This window comes from Pseudomonas sp. H2_D02, from assembly GCF_054677635.1.
The window spans coordinates 1,698,007-1,714,205 of record NZ_CP162816.1 but is presented as its reverse complement, the minus strand read 5'-3'; the positions used below and the strand labels follow the sequence as shown (position 1 = coordinate 1,714,205).

Below are 16,199 nucleotides of genomic sequence, written 5' to 3'. Positions count from 1 at the left end.
CCAGCCTCAGCGGACAATGATCAACGGATGTCCGCGCTCCGGATGGGTTTGCACCAGCACGTCGAGGCCAAACACCGCCTTGAGCGGCTCCGGGCGCAGCACTTGCCGAGGCGTATCCAGGGCCACCGGCCGGCCGGACGCCAACAGCAGCAGGCGATCACAGTAGCGCGCCGCCAGGTTCAGGTCATGCAGGATCACCAGCACCGCCGCGCCGCGACCAGCAAATTCACGCACCGCATGCAGGATAGTGTGCTGATGCAGCGGATCGAGCATCGAGGTCGGTTCGTCCAGCAGCAGGATTTGCCCCGCCTCACCCGGCCACAGTTGCGCCAGCACCCGCGCCAAGTGCACCCGTTGGCGCTCGCCGCCGGACAGATCCAGATAATTGCGGCCTTGCAAATGCACCGCGTCCGCCGCTTGCAGCGTCCATTCGACGATTTGCCCGTCACGCACCCGACCGCTCTGGTGAGGCAGTCGTCCCATGCCGACCACTTCTTCTACACGGAACGCGAAATCCAGTGTCGAGGACTGCGGCAACACCGCCAGGCGACGAGCGCGCTCGGCACCCGCCCACTGAATCAGAGGCCGGTCATCGAGCCAGACCTGCCCTTGCGCCGGCCGTAACTCGCCACACAAACCCGCCAGCAAAGTACTTTTACCCGCGCCATTGGGACCGAGCACACCCAGCACTTCGCCGGGATTGAGCTGCAGATCGAGATCCGCCAGTACGGTTCTACGTCCACGGTGGATGTGCAAGTCTTGCGCTCGCAACATCAGGCGCGCCCCCGCAGCAATAAATAAAGGAAGAAAGGTGCACCGATGAACGCCGTGACGATGCCGATCGGCAGCTCCGCCGGGGCCAGCGCCAGGCGCGCCACCAGATCGGCGAATAAAAGGAGACTGGCGCCTGCCAACATTGATGCAGGCAGCAGGACGCGATGGTCAGGCCCCGCCAATAGTCGCAACAGGTGGGGCACCACCAGCCCGACAAAACCGATCATGCCCGCTGCCGCGACTGCGGCGCCTACGCCCAGCGCCGTACAGAGCACCAATTCACGCTTGAGCCATTCGACATCAATGCCCAGGTGAGCGGCTTCGGACTCTCCCAGCAACAGTGCATTGAGCGCCCGCGCCCGACGCGGCAACCAGATCGCCACGCCCGCACTGACCAGCAACAACGGCCACAACCGCGCGTAGCTGGCCCCATTCAGGCTGCCCAGGTTCCAGAACGTCAGGGTCCGCAAAGTCGCATCGTCCGCCAGGTAAGTGAACAGGCCAACCGCCGCCCCGGACAACGCCGTCAAGGCAATGCCGGCGAGGAGCATCGTGGCGACGTGAGTCCGGCCGTTGCGCCGTCCAAGGCGATAGACCAGCGCCGTGACCCCGAGCCCGCCGAGAAATGCACACACTGACAATACGTAGGGCGCGAATGCTTCAGGCAACCCGCCCAGCGCCGAGCCCCCGACGATGGCAAACGCCGCCCCCAGTGCCGCCCCGCTGGACACGCCGACCAACCCCGGGTCGGCGAGCGGATTGCGAAACAGCCCCTGCATCGCCACGCCAGACAACGCCAAGATCCCGCCCACCGCCAAGCCCAGCAAGGTACGAGGCAGGCGAATCTGGCCAAGGATCAGCTCGGCCTGCTCCAGGCCATCGTCAGCCATCGGCCAACCCAGCAGGCGCAGTGCAGCGCGCAAGGTATCGAACAACGGCAAGCTCACCGGCCCCAAGGACAGGGACAGCCAGATTGCCAACAGACACAGCAGGCCCAGGCCGATGAACAACGTGCGCGGTTTGACCCGTGCCGTCATGGCGTCTTGGCCAGGTAGAACTTATCGGCCAGCTTGATCAGGCCCTGTGGCGCAGCGTGGACATTCAGGCGCATCAGGCAGCTTCCTCAAGAAGTTTTTCACGGGCAAGGCTTGGTCAAGTATCCTCGAACGCCTGCGAAGAATGCGCCATTTGATGATTGCCTTCATTTGCCCGTCAAGCATGGAACTCGGCGACATAGCCTGTGGGAGCGAGCCTGCTCGCGAATGCGGTGGGCCAGCCCACACCAAGAACACTGACACGCAGCATTCGCGAGCAGGCTCGCTCCCACAAAGAGCCCATCCTTTATGACATTTAGAGACGTACATGAAACTTCTTTGTACCGCCGCCGAATTACCCGACAACAGCAGTCGCGGCTTCGACATCGAAGGGCGCAAGCTGCTGGCCGTGCGGCGTGCAGGCCAAGCCTACGTCTATCTCAATCGTTGCCCGCATCGTGGCGTGCCGCTGGAATGGCAACCCGATCAGTTTCTCGACGCCAGCGCCAGTCTCATCCAATGCGCGACCCATGGCGCGCTGTTCCTGATCGAAAGCGGTGAGTGCGTCGCCGGCCCTTGCGCCGGACAATTCCTGACCGCCCTAGACAGCCGGGAGGACGATCAAGGTATCTGGGTCAATCTGTAACGGCTCAATCAATACCGGCAACGGGCGATCCACCCACATCTGCTCCGGCGTCAGCGAGGCGCCGTAGGCCAGCACTTCCACCCCGGCGGCCACCGCCTCGCGCAATGCCGCGGCGTAAACCGGGTCGATTTCCTGCGCCGGGCGCACCGCCTCGATGCCACTCAGGTTCACGCAATACAACTGCACCGCGCGCACGCCTTCCCGAGCCAGGCAGGCCAGCTCTCGCAAATGCTTGGCACCGCGCAGGGTCACCGCGTCGGGAAACGCCGCCACATTCGTCCCGGCGAAACCCAGCGTAACGCTCTTCACCTCGACCCAGGCCGAGCTGCAATCGGCGTAATCGAGCCGAAAGTCGATACGGCTGTTCTCCACGCCATAGGCCACTTCCCGCTTCAGCCCTATGAAACCGTTCAGCTCCTGGATGACACCGGCCCGCAGCGCCTCCTCGATCAGCGAATTGGCCCGCGCGGTATTGATGCAGGCCAAGCGCCCCTGAGGGGTTTCGCCTATTTCCCAAGTGCCCGGCAACTTGCGCTTGGGGTCGTTGGAACGACTGAACCAGACGCGCGCGCCCTCGGCCATGCAATTGAGCATCGAGCCGGTGTTGGGACAGTGAATGGTCAGCAATTCGCCATGAACGGTCTCGATATCGGCGAGAAAACGCTTGTAACGTCGAATCAGCCGTCCCTCTTCCAAAGCCGGGGAAAATAGCATCAGCCTTGCCAACTCCGCAGTCCACGTTCAATTCGCTCCACCGCTTCCTGTAGCCGCGGCAGGCTTTGGGTGTAGGCAAACCTCACGTGATGGCCGGCTTGATGACGACCGAAGTCCAGCCCCGGCGTGAACGCCACGTGCTCGGTTTCCAGAAAGTGCTGGCAGAACGCAAAGGCATCGCCGCCAAATGCGCTGATGTCGGCATAGAGGTAGAACGCGCCTTGCGGCTCCACGGCGATACCGAATCCCAACTCGCGCAAAGCCGGCAGGAGGAAGTCGCGACGCAACGCGAACTCGGCACGACGTTGCTCGAAAATCTCGATGGTCGCCGGCTCGAAACACGCCAGGGCCGCGTATTGGGCCATGCTGGGTGCACTGATGTAGAGGTTTTGCGCAAGCTTTTCCAACTCACCAACAGCCGCCGAAGGCGCCACCAGCCAGCCGAGCCGCCAGCCGGTCATGCCGAAATACTTGGAAAAGCTGTTCAGGACAAACGCATCGTCATCGACCTCCAGCACGCTGGCGGCGTCGGTGCCGTAGGTCAGGCCGTGATAGATCTCGTCGACCACCAGATGGCCGTTGTGGCTCTTGATCGCCTTGGACAGGCCCGCCAATTCATCCCGGGAAAGAATCGTCCCGGTCGGGTTGGCCGGGGAAGCCACCAGCGCACCCACGCTGTCATGGTCCCAATGGCGATTCACCAGATCTGGCGTCAATTGATAACGCACGTCCGGCCCTACGGGCACCAGTTGCGCCGCACCTTCGATCAGGCGCAGGAAATGACGGTTGCACGGATAGCCAGGGTCGGCCAGCAGCCAGTGCTTGCCTGGGTCCACCAGCAAGGCGCTGGCCAGCAGCAACGCGCCGGACCCACCCGGCGTCACCAGGACACGCCGGGGATCGATATCCACCCCGTAGCGTTGCGTGTAGAAACCGGCAATGGCCTCGCGCAGTTCAGGAATGCCACGGGCCGCTGTGTAACGGGTCTTGCCCGCCGCCAAGGCCGCCTGGCCGGCCTGGATGATCGGCTCGGCGGTGGTGAAGTCCGGCTCGCCGATCTCCAGGTGAATGACGTCGTGCCCGGCGGCCTGCAATTCGTTGGCACGGGCCAGCAACGCCATGACATGGAAAGGTTCGATGGCACGACTGCGTGCGCTGTAGGGCTGGGCCATGGGGCCGTCCTTCGCGAAAAAAGAACCGATTCTACCCAACTCGCGAACAGCTGCGGGAACGAGCGCAAATCTAAAACGGTCCTAGCGCGTAGATCGCTGGAAATGACTCCAGCGTTTAACCCAGGCTTGACTAAAATCAAGCATTGAGCAGGTTTGCGACCCCACCGGACCGGACCCGGCCATGTTTTACAGGCCCCAGCCGCGCCAGGCTCGACAACCGGGAGTAGCGCGGCCCGATTTGATCTGGTAAGTTCGCCCGCTTGCAGCCGCAGGGCCGGCAGGTGTCGGTGATGGAGCAATCCTGCGTAGTGGATTACAAGAGTAGAGGCGGTCCATTCATGCCCACCCAAGCAAAGCAGAAAGAAAACCAGTCGCTCAGCGGGTTTGAGCCATATGTCGCGAAAGAGGGCGAGGAGTACATGGGCGCCCCCATGCGCGCGCACTTCACCAGGATCCTGAACAAGTGGAAACAGGACCTGATGCAGGAAGTCGATCGCACGGTTGACCATATGAAGGACGACGCGGCCAACTTCCCTGATCCGGCCGACCGTGCCAGCCAGGAAGAAGAATTCAGCCTTGAATTGCGTGCCCGCGACCGTGAACGCAAGCTGATCAAGAAAATCGACAAGACGCTGCAACTGATTGAAGACGAAGAGTACGGCTGGTGCGAGTCCTGCGGCGTCGAGATTGGCGTCAAGCGACTGGAAGCACGTCCGACCGCCGATATGTGCGTCGACTGCAAGACCCTCGCGGAAATCAAGGAAAAACAGGTCGGCAAGTAATCGCCGGGGCTGTCATCGAAACGGAGCGTTCATACGCTCCGTTTTTTGTTTGCGCTCCAGCTGCACACCCAATCCCCTTGTGGGAGCGAGCTTGCTCGCGATGACGGCGACTTATTCAATACTTATGCAAGCTGGCCCACCGCTATCGCGAGCAAGCTCGCTCCCACAGGGAATTATGCTCCGCCATCAAGATCTGCACGCCTTGTGCCCGGACCCAGTAACATTCGCCCTATGACTGCCTACATCGGACGCTTCGCCCCCACCCCCAGCGGACACTTGCATTTCGGCTCGCTGGTCGCCGCGCTGGCGTCGTATCTCGATGCCCGGGCCGTCGGTGGACGCTGGTTGTTGCGCATGGAAGACCTCGACCCTCCACGGGAAGAGCCCGGCGCGCAAGCGGCGATTCTCAAGGCCCTGGAAAGCTACGGATTTGAATGGGACGGCGAAATGGTGCGCCAGAGTGACCGCCACGAAGCCTACCAGCAGGTCATCGACCGCTTGTTCAGCCAAGGCCTGGCCTACGCCTGCACCTGTTCGCGCAAGCAACTGGAGCCGTACCAAGGCATTTATCCGGGATTGTGCCGCAACGCCGGCCACGACGCCGAGGGCGCCGCCATCCGTCTGCGCGTTCCCGAACTCGAATATCATTTCGTCGACCGGGTCCAGGGCGAGTTCCGCCAACACCTGGGCCGCGAGGCGGGCGACTTCGTGATTCGCCGTCGCGACGGACTCTATGCCTATCAATTGGCCGTGGTCCTCGACGATGCCTGGCAAGGCGTCACCGACATTGTCCGCGGCGCCGACCTGCTGGATTCCACGCCGCGCCAACTCTACCTGCAAGAACTGCTCGGGTTACCACAACCGCGTTATCTGCACGTCCCGCTGATCACCCAGCCGGACGGACACAAGCTCGGCAAATCCTATCGCTCGCCACCGTTGACGGCCGACCAAGCAACGCATCTGCTGTTAAGGGCGTTGCGCGCGTTGGGCCAGCAACCGGCGCCGGAGCTGGTGGATGCCAGCCCACGGGAGTTGCTGGCCTGGGGCATTCGCCACTGGGATGCGGGGCAGATCCCGCGCACACTGACGCAGCCCGAAGCGCAAATACCGTGACGGCCCTTGCAGCCTGCCGCCTATCCGTTACCATCGCCGCACGTTTTCGGGCACGTGCATAAAAAAGAGAGACCGGGATGTACATCTATCGCTTGGTCCTGCTCCTGGTAGTGGGGATTTACCTGTTCTCCCCGGCCATCATGGATTGGTGGATCGATGCCACGGGTGCCTGGTATCGGCCGTATCTGCTCTGGCTGATCCTGATCGTCGTGACCTTTATCCTTCAGAGCCAAAAAGATGCCGATGAGCTTTAGCCTGACCCAGATGATCCTGATCAGCGCCGCCTACCTGGCGGTGCTGTTCGGCGTAGCCTGGATCAGCGAACGAGGCATGATCCCGCGCGCGATCATTCGCCACCCACTGACTTACACCCTGTCGCTGGGCGTGTACGCCAGCGCATGGGCGTTCTATGGCACGGTGGGCCTGGCCTATCAGTACGGCTACGGCTTCCTGTCCAGTTACCTTGGGGTTTCCGGGGCCTTCCTGCTGGCACCGGTGCTGCTCTACCCGATCCTGAAAATCACCCGCACCTACCAACTGTCGTCGTTGGCCGACCTGTTCGCCTTCCGCTTCCGCAGCACCTGGGCGGGCGCGCTGACCACGATTTTCATGCTGGTCGGCGTGCTGCCGTTGCTCGCGCTCCAAATGCAGGCGGTCGCCGATTCCATCAGCATCCTGACCCAAGAACCGGTGCAGCACCGGGTGGCGCTGAGCTTCTGCGTCCTGATCATCCTCTTCACGATTTTCTTCGGCTCACGGCACATCGCCACGCGGGAAAAACATGAAGGCCTGGTGTTCGCGATCGCCTTCGAATCGGTGATCAAGCTGATCGCCATCGGTGGTGTCGGCCTCTATGCCTTGTATGGCGTATTCGACGGCCCGCAGCAGCTCGAGATCTGGCTGCTGCAGAACCAGACCGCCCTCGCGGCGCTGCACACGCCGCTCCAGGAAGGACCGTGGCGCACGCTGCTACTGGTGTTCTTCGCCTCGGCGATCGTGATGCCGCACATGTATCACATGACGTTCACCGAAAACCTCAACCCGCGCTCGCTGGTCAGCGCAAGCTGGGGCCTGCCGCTGTTCCTGTTGTTGATGAGCCTGGCCGTGCCGCTGATCCTCTGGGCCGGGTTGAAACTGGGGGCCAGCACCAATCCGGAATACTTCACCCTCGGCATTGGCATCGCCGCCAACAACAAGGCGCTGGCGCTGCTGGCCTATGTCGGCGGCCTGTCGGCGGCCAGCGGCCTGATCATCGTGACCACCCTGGCGCTGTCGGGCATGGCCCTCAACCATTTGGTGCTGCCGCTCTACCAGCCTCCCGCAGAGGGGAACATCTATCGCTGGCTGAAATGGACCCGCCGCGCACTGATCGTCGCGATCATCATGGCCGGCTACGGTTTCTACCTGATGCTGGGAGACGGACAGGACCTGGCCAACCTGGGCATCGTCGCGTTCGTTGCGACCCTGCAATTCCTGCCCGGCGTACTGTCGGTGCTGTATTGGCCGACCGCCAACCGCCGCGGCTTCATCGCCGGCCTGCTGGCGGGCATCGTGGTCTGGCTGGTCGCCATGCTGCTGCCACTGCTGGGCAACCTGCAGGGTTTCTATATTCCACTGTTGAACATGATCTACGTGCTCGACGACACCAGCTGGCACATGGCAGCCATCGCCTCGCTGGCGGCGAACGTGCTGATGTTCACCCTGATCTCGCTGTTCACCAACGCCAGCAGCGAAGAAGCCAGCGCTGCCGAAGCCTGCGCCGTGGATAACGTCCGCCGTCCGCAGCGCCGTGAACTGCACGCTGCCTCGCCCCAGGAATTCGCCACCCAACTGGCCAAGCCCCTTGGCGCCAAGGCCGCGCAAAAGGAAGTCGAACAGGCCCTGCGCGACCTTTACCTGCCGTTTGATGAGCGCCGTCCATACGCCTTGCGCCGGTTGCGGGATCGGATCGAAGCCAACCTGTCCGGCCTGATGGGCCCCAGCGTGGCACAGGACATGGTCGAGACCTTCCTGCCCTACAAGGCCGGCGGTGAGAACTATGTCACCGAAGACATCCACTTCATCGAAAGCCGCCTCGAGGACTACCACTCGCGCCTCACCGGCCTGGCCGCCGAGCTGGACGCCCTGCGTCGTTATCACCGCCAGACCCTGCAGGAACTGCCGATGGGGGTCTGTTCCCTGGCCAAGGACCAGGAAATCCTGATGTGGAACAAGGCCATGGAGGAACTGACCGGCATCGCCGCCCAGCGCGTGGTCGGTTCACGCCTGAGCACCCTGGGCGAGCCGTGGAAAGGCTTGCTGCAAGGCTTCATCGACCTGCCGGATGAGCATCTGCACAAACAACACCTGGCGCTCGACGGCCAGACCCGCTGGCTGAACCTGCACAAGGCGGCCATCGACGAGCCGTTGGCGCCGGGTAACAGTGGCCTGGTGCTGTTGGTGGAAGACCTGACCGACACCCAGATGCTCGAAGACAAGCTGGTCCACTCCGAGCGACTGGCCAGCATCGGCCGATTGGCGGCCGGCGTGGCCCACGAAATCGGCAACCCGATCACCGGCATCGCGTGCCTGGCGCAAAACCTTCGTGAAGAGCGCGAGGAAGACGGCGAACTGACGGAAATCAGCGGCCAGATCCTCGAGCAGACCAAACGCGTCTCGCGCATCGTCCAGTCCCTGATGAGCTTCGCCCATGCCGGCGGCCATCAGCACAATGACGAACCTGTCTGCCTGGCAGAAGTGGCACAGGATGCCATCGGTCTCCTGGCGCTCAACCGGCGCAACTTCGAAGTCCAATTCTACAATTTGTGCGACCCGGATCACTGGGTCGACGGCGATCCCCAACGGCTCGCCCAAGTACTGATCAACCTGTTGTCCAACGCGCGCGACGCCTCACCGGCCGGCAGCGCGGTGCGTGTCAGGAGTGAAGCCTTCGAACACACGGTCGACCTGATCGTCGAAGACGAAGGCAGCGGTATCCCACAGAACATCATGGACCGATTGTTCGAACCCTTCTTCACCACCAAGGATCCTGGCGAAGGCACCGGTCTGGGCCTCGCACTGGTCTATTCCATCGTTGAAGAGCATTATGGACAAATCACCATCGACAGCCCGGCCGATGTTCAGAGCCAGCGCGGCACCCGTATCCGGGTCACCTTGCCGCGTCATGTCGAAGCGACGTCCGCTGTGAACTGAGACCGTCGAGAGAATCGAATCAATGCCGCACATTTTGATCGTCGAAGACGAAACAATTATCCGCTCCGCCTTGCGCCGTCTGCTGGAACGCAACCAGTACCAGGTCAGCGAAGCCGGTTCCGTGCAGGAAGCACAAGAGCGCTTCAGCATTCCCACATTTGACCTGATCGTCAGCGACCTGCGTCTGCCCGGCGCCCCCGGGACCGAGTTGATCAAGCTCGGACAGGGCACGCCGGTGCTGATCATGACCAGTTACGCGAGCCTGCGCTCGGCGGTCGACTCCATGAAAATGGGCGCGGTGGACTACATCGCCAAACCGTTCGACCACGATGAGATGCTCCAGGCTGTAGCCCGCATCCTGCGTGACCGCCAGACAGCGACCAGCCAACCGTCGGAACCGACGAATGGCAAGGTAGCCGCTGGAAAAGCAGGAGCCAGCAACAGCAATGGCGAAATCGGCATCATCGGCTCGTGCCCGCCCATGCAGGATCTGTACGTCAAGATCCGCAAAGTGGCGCCGACTGACTCCAATGTCCTGATCCAGGGCGAGTCCGGCACCGGCAAGGAGTTGGTGGCCCGGGCACTGCACAACCTGTCCCGCCGGGCCAAGGCGCCGATGATCTCGGTGAACTGCGCGGCCATTCCGGAAAGCCTGATCGAATCCGAGCTGTTCGGCCACGAAAAGGGTGCGTTCACAGGCGCCAGCGCCGGGCGTGCCGGCCTGGTGGAAGCGGCAGACGGCGGCACGCTGTTCCTCGATGAGATCGGCGAACTGCCACTGGAAGCCCAGGCGCGATTGCTGCGGGTGCTCCAGGAAGGCGAGATCCGTCGAGTTGGCTCGGTCCAGTCACAGAAGGTCGACGTACGCCTGATCGCCGCGACCCACCGGGACCTGAAGAGCCTGGCGAAGATCGGCCAGTTCCGTGAAGACCTTTATTACCGCCTGCACGTGATTGCCCTGAAACTGCCACCCCTGCGCGAGCGCGGTGCCGACGTCAACGAAATCGCCAATGCGTTCCTCGCCCGCCAGAGCGCGCGGATCAACCGTACCGACTTGAAATTCGCCCCGGATGCCGAGCAGGCCATTCGTCATTACGCTTGGCCCGGTAACGTCCGGGAGCTGGAAAACGCTGTGGAGCGAGCGGTGATCCTGAGCGAAAGCCCGGAAATCTCCGCCGACCTGCTGGGCATCGACATCGAACTGAGTGACCTCGACGACGAAGAATTCATCGGCCTGGCCCCACAACAGGGAGGCGCTGCCAACAACACCAGCCATGAACCCACCGAGGACCTGTCCCTGGAAGACTATTTCCAGCATTTCGTCCTTGAACATCAGGACCACATGACCGAGACCGAGCTGGCACGCAAGCTGGGCGTCAGCCGCAAATGCCTGTGGGAACGTCGCCAGCGCCTGGGGATTCCACGGCGCAAGACCGGGGCAACCAGCGAAAGCTGAGGTGTACAGGTAACATCGCACATTGTGAAAAAACTGTTACCTCAGCTTTTTCACGTAACAGAAGCCGGGGTTTACGGTAACGAAACCCCGGCTTTTTTTCGCCTCGAAAAAACCGGCATATCGATAGAACCCCGGTTTTGCTGGGCCTGGCAAAAGTTGGCACGCACCCTGCTATAGCTTTGGTACAAGAACAATAACAAGCAATGCACAAGACAATAAAAATAAGACGAATCGACTCACGCACAATAAAAACAAGACGGCGAGAGGCGCAGCTAACTGATTCTTTTGGAGAGGCGTTGTATTTGGGGCTTGCCCCACAACCAGGCCGAGAACAATAAAAACTGTCTCAAGACAGGTGCCTGAACTGGTTGGATCGATGGATCACTGCAACACAGCGACCAAAGCAATCCGTTTGCTCTTGGCTCCCGATTGGGAGGGTCACGAAGGGAAAACCTCGTGGCGCGGGCACTCAACAAAAACAAGAAGCCCGAAACCAATAATAAAAACAGAGCACGCAACTAATTCTGGGGGAGCTTCGGCTCCCCTTGTGGTTTCTGTCGTTCCGCTTTCCCGCTGCCTACAAAGCCTGTCGCTTAAGCTTGCAGCTCAAAACGCCTGCGTCCTACACCATCCGTTGACTAAATGCTAGAATCCCCGCCCATCATGCGGCCATTCTTCGTTTTTGGCTGAATATTCCTTCAAACAGTGCATCCCATGCTGAAGAAGCTGTTCCAGTCATTCCGTTCTCCCTTGCGTCGTACGCAACACATACGCAGCACGCCTGAAGTGCTCAATAGCGGCCAGCATTCGTTGCAAAAGGCCCAATTCAGCCGTTACGCGGTGAACATCGTCGAACGCCTGCAGAACGCCGGCTACCAGGCTTATCTGGTCGGCGGCTGCGTGCGCGACATGCTGCTGAATATCACCCCCAAGGATTTCGACGTCGCCACCAGCGCCACGCCCGAGCAGATACGCGCCGAGTTCCGCAATGCGCGGATCATCGGGCGACGTTTCAAGCTGGTGCATATCCACTTCGGTCGCGAGATCATCGAGGTGGCGACCTTCCGCGCCAACCATCCGCAAAACGACGAAGACGAAGACAGCAACCAATCGTCTCGCAACGAGAGCGGACGCATTCTGCGCGATAACGTCTACGGCACACTGGAAGAAGACGCGCAGCGCCGCGACTTCACCATCAACGCCCTGTATTACGACCCGGTGAGCGAGCGCATCCTCGATTACGCCAACGGCGTGCACGACATTCGCAATCGCTTGATCCGCCTGATCGGCGATCCCAAGCAGCGTTACCAGGAAGACCCGGTGCGGATGCTGCGGGCCGTGCGTTTCGCCGCCAAGCTGGATTTCGGCATCGAAAAACACAGCGCCCTGCCGATTCGCGAGCTCGCGCCAATGCTGCGGGAAATCCCCTCGGCCCGCCTGTTCGAGGAAGTGCTCAAGCTGTTCCTGTCAGGTAACGCGGCAGATACTTTCGAAATGCTCGTGGACCTGCAGCTCTTCGATCCGCTGTTCCCCGCCAGCGCCGAAGCCCTGGAGCACAACCCGACCTACACCCACACCCTGATCAGCGAAGCGCTCATCAACACCGACCTGCGGATCAAGCAGAACAAGCCGGTAACGCCAGCGTTCCTGTTCGCCGCCTTGCTCTGGCCAGCCCTGCCCGCTCGCGTGCTGCGCTTGCAAGACCGTGGCATGCCGCCGATTCCGGCGATGCAGGAAGCCGCCCACGAGCTGATCGCCGAACAGTGCCAGCGTATTGCCATTCCAAAACGCTTCACGATGCCGATCCGCGAGATCTGGGACATGCAGGAGCGCCTGCCACGGCGCAGCGGCAAACGTGCCGACCTGCTGCTGGAAAACCCGCGTTTTCGCGCCGGCTACGACTTCCTGCTGTTGCGTGAAAGCGCAGGCGAGCAGACCGATGGTCTGGGCGAATGGTGGACCGATTACCAGGACGCCAACGACAGCGAGCGCCGCGAGATGATCCGCGAGCTCAGCGGCAAGGACGACGGCACCAGCGGCCCGCGCAAGCGTCGGCGCAGCAGCGGTGCCAAGCGTAAGCGTGCCGGCGTACCGAGCGCATCAGACGAGTAATCGATGGAACGCATCTATATCGGCATGGGCAGCAACCTGGCCGAACCCGCCGAGCAACTGCGCTGCGCCATCGAGGCGCTGGCGCGCCTGCCCGAGACCCGACTGGCAGGCGTCTCGGCGTTTTATCAAAGCGATTCCCTGCTGCCCGGCCAGCCGCGCTACACCAATGCGGTGGCGGCCCTGGACAGCGACCTGGCACCGCTTGAGCTGCTCGACGCGCTGCAAGCCATCGAAACCGGCCAGGGTCGCGAGCGCCTTGAGCGCTGGGGCCCGCGCACCCTGGACCTGGACATCCTGCTGTTCGGTGACCGTCTGATCGACGAGCCCCGCCTCAAGGTCCCCCACTACCATATGCAAGCCAGGGCTTTTGTGCTCTACCCCCTGGCCGAACTGGCCCCCGCCGACCTGCGCCTGGCCGATGGACGCCTGCTCAAGGATCTCCTTGCGGCGTGCCCCTTCGCCGGTTTGGAACGCTTGCCACCTCTCTGACGAACACCCTCCATCCCTGTGCGAGCTTGCTCGCGATAGCTGTGTATCAGTCAACCATGCTGTGACTGACAGGACGCCATCGCGAGCAAGCTCGCTCCCACAGAATCCAGGACCGGGCAGTCAGATCTTAAACACACCCCCTCGCTGAAACGCATCAGTAACCGCGGTAACACCCGGCGGTAACACATCCAATTGACTTCCCCGATACTCCTCACGACTATAGGCGTCCCGTCGCCGCCAACGCGGCGCTAATGGGCGCAATCCAGGCCTTACAAGCACCACGCAAAGAAGGTGCGCCTGTATTCGAGCGCCTCATGAGGACTTTTTCATGCCAGCTATTACCCTGACCACGCTGCAAGGTCTCAAGCAAAAAGGTGAAAAAATCACCATGCTGACCTGCTATGACGCCACCTTCGCCCATGCCTGCAATGAGGCTGGAGTCGAGGTGCTGCTGGTGGGCGACTCCCTCGGCATGGTGTTGCAAGGTCACGACAGCACCTTGCCGGTGACCACTGCCGAGATGGCCTACCACGTAGCGGCGGTCAAGCGTGGTAACACCGACGCGCTGATCCTCGCCGACCTGCCGTTCATGGCCTACGCCACCCTTGAACAAACCATGGCCAACAGCGCCCTGCTGATGCAGGCCGGCGCCCACATGGTCAAGGTCGAAGGTGCGTTGTGGCTGGCCGATTCGATACGGCTGCTGGCCGAACGTGGCATTCCGGTGTGCGCGCACTTGGGCCTCACCCCTCAAGCCGTGAATATCCTCGGTGGCTACAAGGTCCAGGGCCGCAATGAAAACCAGGCGCGGCAGATGCGCGCCGATGCGATCGCGCTGGAGCAGGCCGGAGCCGCCATGTTGCTGCTCGAATGCGTGCCCAGCGAACTGGCCCAGGAAATCACCCAGGCGGTGAAGATTCCAGTGATCGGCATCGGCGCTGGCAACGCCACCGACGGTCAGGTGCTGGTGCTCCACGACATGCTCGGGCTGTCGATCACCGGTCGCGTGCCGAAGTTCGTGAAAAACTTCATGGCTGGGCAACCCTCTATCCAGGCAGCCCTGCAAGCCTACGTCGCCGAAGTGAAGGCGGCGTCCTTCCCGGGCGCCGAACACGGATTCTCCGCATGAACACCGTCAAGACCGTACGCGAACTCCGGGCCGCCGTGGCTCGCGCCCGTGGCGAGGGCAAGCGCATCGCCTTCGTCCCGACCATGGGCAACTTGCACAGCGGCCACATGGCCCTGGTGACCAAAGCCTCGCAACGAGCCGATTTCGTCGTGGCGAGCATCTTCGTCAACCCATTGCAGTTCGGCGCTGGCGAAGATTTGGACAAGTACCCGCGCACCCTGGCGGCGGACCAGGAGAAATTGCTCCAGGCCGGTTGCCACTTGTTGTTCGCCCCCAGCGTCGAGGAGATGTACCCCGACGGCATGGCCGGGCAGACCCGGGTCAGTGTCCCGCAGTTATCCGAAGGGCTCTGCGGCGCCAGCCGTCCGGGGCATTTCGAAGGCGTGGCGACGGTGGTCAGCAAGCTGTTCAACATGGTCCAGCCGGACCTGGCGGTGTTCGGCCAGAAGGATTTCCAGCAACTGGCGGTGATCCGCGCCTTGGTCCATGACCTGAACATGCCGATCCAGATCATCGGCGAGCCGACCGTTCGCGCCGAGGACGGCCTGGCGCTGTCTTCACGCAACGGCTTTCTCAGCCCTGATCAACGCGCCGTCGCGCCCGTGGTCTATCGCGTCCTGAGCCAGATCGCCGAGGCCATCAAGCAAGGGCAGCGGGATTACCCGGCGCTCATCGCTGAGCAGCTCCAGCAATTGGAAGCCGCCGGCCTGCGCCCCGACTACCTGGAAATCCGCCACGCCAAGACCTTGCGTCCGGCCGTGAACGAGGATCGCGACCTGGTGATCCTGGTGGCGGCATTCCTCGGTACCACGCGCCTGATCGACAACCTGCACCTGGATCTCGACGCGCACGCCTAATATCCCAAACCTTGTGGGAGCGAGCTTGCTCGCGATAGCGATCCGCCAGGCGACATCCATGTCATCTGACCCGCCGCCATCGCGAGCAAGCTCGCTCCCACAGGAGTTATGCGGTGTTATTGCCGCCTCGGCTGCCTTCGGGCAAACTGCCCGCCGTTCGGACCCGACCAGAGGAAACACCCATGCACGCCATCATGCTCAAGGCCAAGTTGCACCGCGCCGAAGTCACTCACGCCGTGCTCGACTACGAAGGCTCCTGCGCCATTGATGGAGAGTGGCTGGACCTGTCGGGCATCCGCGAGTATGAACAGATCCAGATCTATAACGTCGACAATGGCGAACGCTTCACCACCTACGCCATCCGTGGCGAGGAAGGTTCGCGAATGATCTCGGTGAACGGTGCCGCAGCGCACAAGGCCAAGGTCGGTGACCGCGTGATCATCTGCGCCTATGCCCACTACAGCGAGGCCGAGTTGCTCAACTTCAAGCCACGCATGCTCTACATGGCGCCGGGCAACGAACTGAGCCACACCAGCAACGCCATTCCGGTTCAGGTCGCCTGATTCAATTCACCTGTTTCACCTCCCCCAGTGGGAGCGAGCCTGCTCGCGAAAGCGGTGTGTCAGTCACCGTCCAATGTATCTGCCAGGCCGCTTTCGCGAGCAGGCTCGCTCCCACCTTGGAATCTGCAACTCCCGCCTGTCGGACCTTCCCGCTCACGTTGTATAA

General features: G+C 61.9%; 15 protein-coding genes. 11 read left to right on the top strand and 4 right to left on the bottom strand.

Annotated elements, in window-relative coordinates; all coding sequences use genetic code 11:
- Positions 1–6: 6 nt before the first annotated feature.
- Positions 7–774, bottom strand: coding sequence for a heme ABC transporter ATP-binding protein (locus tag AB4N42_RS07850; RefSeq protein ID WP_460116054.1), 768 nt, complete (start codon positions 772–774; stop codon positions 7–9).
- Positions 774–1,757 (bottom strand): FecCD family ABC transporter permease, encoded by a 984-nt coding sequence (locus AB4N42_RS07845; RefSeq protein ID WP_198798384.1) that lies wholly within the window; start codon positions 1,755–1,757, stop codon positions 774–776. Before AB4N42_RS07845 ends, AB4N42_RS07850 begins: the two co-directional genes overlap by 1 nt.
- 379 nt (positions 1,758–2,136) lie before the next feature.
- Here AB4N42_RS07845 and AB4N42_RS07840 point away from each other — a divergent pair, with 379 nt between their 5' ends.
- Positions 2,137–2,454 carry a Rieske (2Fe-2S) protein gene (locus tag AB4N42_RS07840; RefSeq protein WP_030140233.1) on the top strand — a complete coding sequence of 106 codons (318 nt, stop codon included), beginning with the start codon at positions 2,137–2,139 and terminating at the stop codon, positions 2,452–2,454.
- Here the strand turns inward: AB4N42_RS07840 and sfsA are convergent.
- Entirely contained in the window at positions 2,410–3,168 is a 759-nt protein-coding gene (gene sfsA, locus AB4N42_RS07835) for a DNA/RNA nuclease SfsA (protein WP_460116053.1), read from the bottom strand. The genes AB4N42_RS07840 and sfsA overlap by 45 nt on opposite strands.
- The gene (locus AB4N42_RS07830) at positions 3,168–4,340 is read right to left on the bottom strand and encodes a pyridoxal phosphate-dependent aminotransferase (RefSeq protein ID WP_460116052.1); all 1,173 of its coding nucleotides are present in this window, start codon (positions 4,338–4,340) and stop codon (positions 3,168–3,170) included. The genes sfsA and AB4N42_RS07830 overlap by 1 nt, the downstream gene beginning before the upstream one ends.
- A 338-nt stretch (positions 4,341–4,678) precedes the next feature.
- Between AB4N42_RS07830 and dksA the strand changes: the two genes are divergently transcribed.
- The 10 genes from dksA to panD all read left to right on the top strand — a co-directional run bounded on the left by dksA (position 4,679) and on the right by panD (position 16,033).
- Positions 4,679–5,122 carry an RNA polymerase-binding protein DksA gene (dksA, locus tag AB4N42_RS07825; RefSeq protein ID WP_030140236.1) on the top strand — a complete coding sequence of 148 codons (444 nt, stop codon included), beginning with the start codon at positions 4,679–4,681 and terminating at the stop codon, positions 5,120–5,122.
- A 231-nt stretch (positions 5,123–5,353) separates the two neighbouring features.
- Positions 5,354–6,235, top strand: coding sequence for a tRNA glutamyl-Q(34) synthetase GluQRS (gene gluQRS / locus AB4N42_RS07820; protein WP_431144490.1), 882 nt, complete (start codon positions 5,354–5,356; stop codon positions 6,233–6,235).
- Positions 6,236–6,312: 77 nt separating this feature from the next.
- Positions 6,313–6,489 (top strand): hypothetical protein, encoded by a 177-nt coding sequence (locus tag AB4N42_RS07815; protein WP_003176118.1) that lies wholly within the window; start codon positions 6,313–6,315, stop codon positions 6,487–6,489.
- Positions 6,473–9,427 (top strand): sensor histidine kinase, encoded by a 2,955-nt coding sequence (locus AB4N42_RS07810; RefSeq protein ID WP_030140238.1) that lies wholly within the window; start codon positions 6,473–6,475, stop codon positions 9,425–9,427. The genes AB4N42_RS07815 and AB4N42_RS07810 overlap by 17 nt, the downstream gene beginning before the upstream one ends.
- 22 nt (positions 9,428–9,449) lie before the next feature.
- Complete coding sequence (locus AB4N42_RS07805) at positions 9,450–10,883, top strand: sigma-54-dependent transcriptional regulator (protein ID WP_030140239.1); 1,434 nt, start codon at positions 9,450–9,452, stop codon at positions 10,881–10,883.
- Positions 10,884–11,597: 714 nt separating this feature from the next.
- Positions 11,598–12,995, top strand: coding sequence for a polynucleotide adenylyltransferase PcnB (locus AB4N42_RS07800; RefSeq protein ID WP_030140240.1), 1,398 nt, complete (start codon positions 11,598–11,600; stop codon positions 12,993–12,995).
- Between the two features lie 3 nt (positions 12,996–12,998).
- A complete protein-coding gene (gene folK / locus AB4N42_RS07795) occupies positions 12,999–13,484 on the top strand; it encodes a 2-amino-4-hydroxy-6-hydroxymethyldihydropteridine diphosphokinase (protein ID WP_030140241.1) in 486 nt (161 codons plus the stop codon).
- A gap of 328 nt (positions 13,485–13,812) precedes the next feature.
- A complete protein-coding gene (gene panB, locus AB4N42_RS07790) occupies positions 13,813–14,613 on the top strand; it encodes a 3-methyl-2-oxobutanoate hydroxymethyltransferase (protein ID WP_030140242.1) in 801 nt (266 codons plus the stop codon).
- Positions 14,610–15,470, top strand: coding sequence for a pantoate--beta-alanine ligase (panC, locus tag AB4N42_RS07785; protein ID WP_030140243.1), 861 nt, complete (start codon positions 14,610–14,612; stop codon positions 15,468–15,470). The genes panB and panC overlap by 4 nt, the downstream gene beginning before the upstream one ends.
- A gap of 182 nt (positions 15,471–15,652) precedes the next feature.
- Positions 15,653–16,033, top strand: coding sequence for an aspartate 1-decarboxylase (gene panD, locus AB4N42_RS07780; RefSeq protein ID WP_003228271.1), 381 nt, complete (start codon positions 15,653–15,655; stop codon positions 16,031–16,033).
- Positions 16,034–16,199: the final 166 nt, after the last annotated feature.

Coding starts and splice junctions, on each gene's coding strand:
- AB4N42_RS07850 (WP_460116054.1), bottom strand. CDS start 774: ATGTTGCGAGCGCAAGACTTGCACATCCACCGTGGACGTAGAACCGTA.
- AB4N42_RS07840 (WP_030140233.1), top strand. CDS start 2,137: ATGAAACTTCTTTGTACCGCCGCCGAATTACCCGACAACAGCAGTCGC.
- sfsA (WP_460116053.1), bottom strand. CDS start 3,168: ATGCTATTTTCCCCGGCTTTGGAAGAGGGACGGCTGATTCGACGTTAC.
- AB4N42_RS07830 (WP_460116052.1), bottom strand. CDS start 4,340: ATGGCCCAGCCCTACAGCGCACGCAGTCGTGCCATCGAACCTTTCCAT.
- dksA (WP_030140236.1), top strand. CDS start 4,679: ATGCCCACCCAAGCAAAGCAGAAAGAAAACCAGTCGCTCAGCGGGTTT.
- gluQRS (WP_431144490.1), top strand. CDS start 5,354: ATGACTGCCTACATCGGACGCTTCGCCCCCACCCCCAGCGGACACTTG.
- AB4N42_RS07815 (WP_003176118.1), top strand. CDS start 6,313: ATGTACATCTATCGCTTGGTCCTGCTCCTGGTAGTGGGGATTTACCTG.
- AB4N42_RS07810 (WP_030140238.1), top strand. CDS start 6,473: ATGCCGATGAGCTTTAGCCTGACCCAGATGATCCTGATCAGCGCCGCC.
- AB4N42_RS07805 (WP_030140239.1), top strand. CDS start 9,450: ATGCCGCACATTTTGATCGTCGAAGACGAAACAATTATCCGCTCCGCC.
- AB4N42_RS07800 (WP_030140240.1), top strand. CDS start 11,598: ATGCTGAAGAAGCTGTTCCAGTCATTCCGTTCTCCCTTGCGTCGTACG.
- folK (WP_030140241.1), top strand. CDS start 12,999: ATGGAACGCATCTATATCGGCATGGGCAGCAACCTGGCCGAACCCGCC.
- panB (WP_030140242.1), top strand. CDS start 13,813: ATGCCAGCTATTACCCTGACCACGCTGCAAGGTCTCAAGCAAAAAGGT.
- panC (WP_030140243.1), top strand. CDS start 14,610: ATGAACACCGTCAAGACCGTACGCGAACTCCGGGCCGCCGTGGCTCGC.
- panD (WP_003228271.1), top strand. CDS start 15,653: ATGCACGCCATCATGCTCAAGGCCAAGTTGCACCGCGCCGAAGTCACT.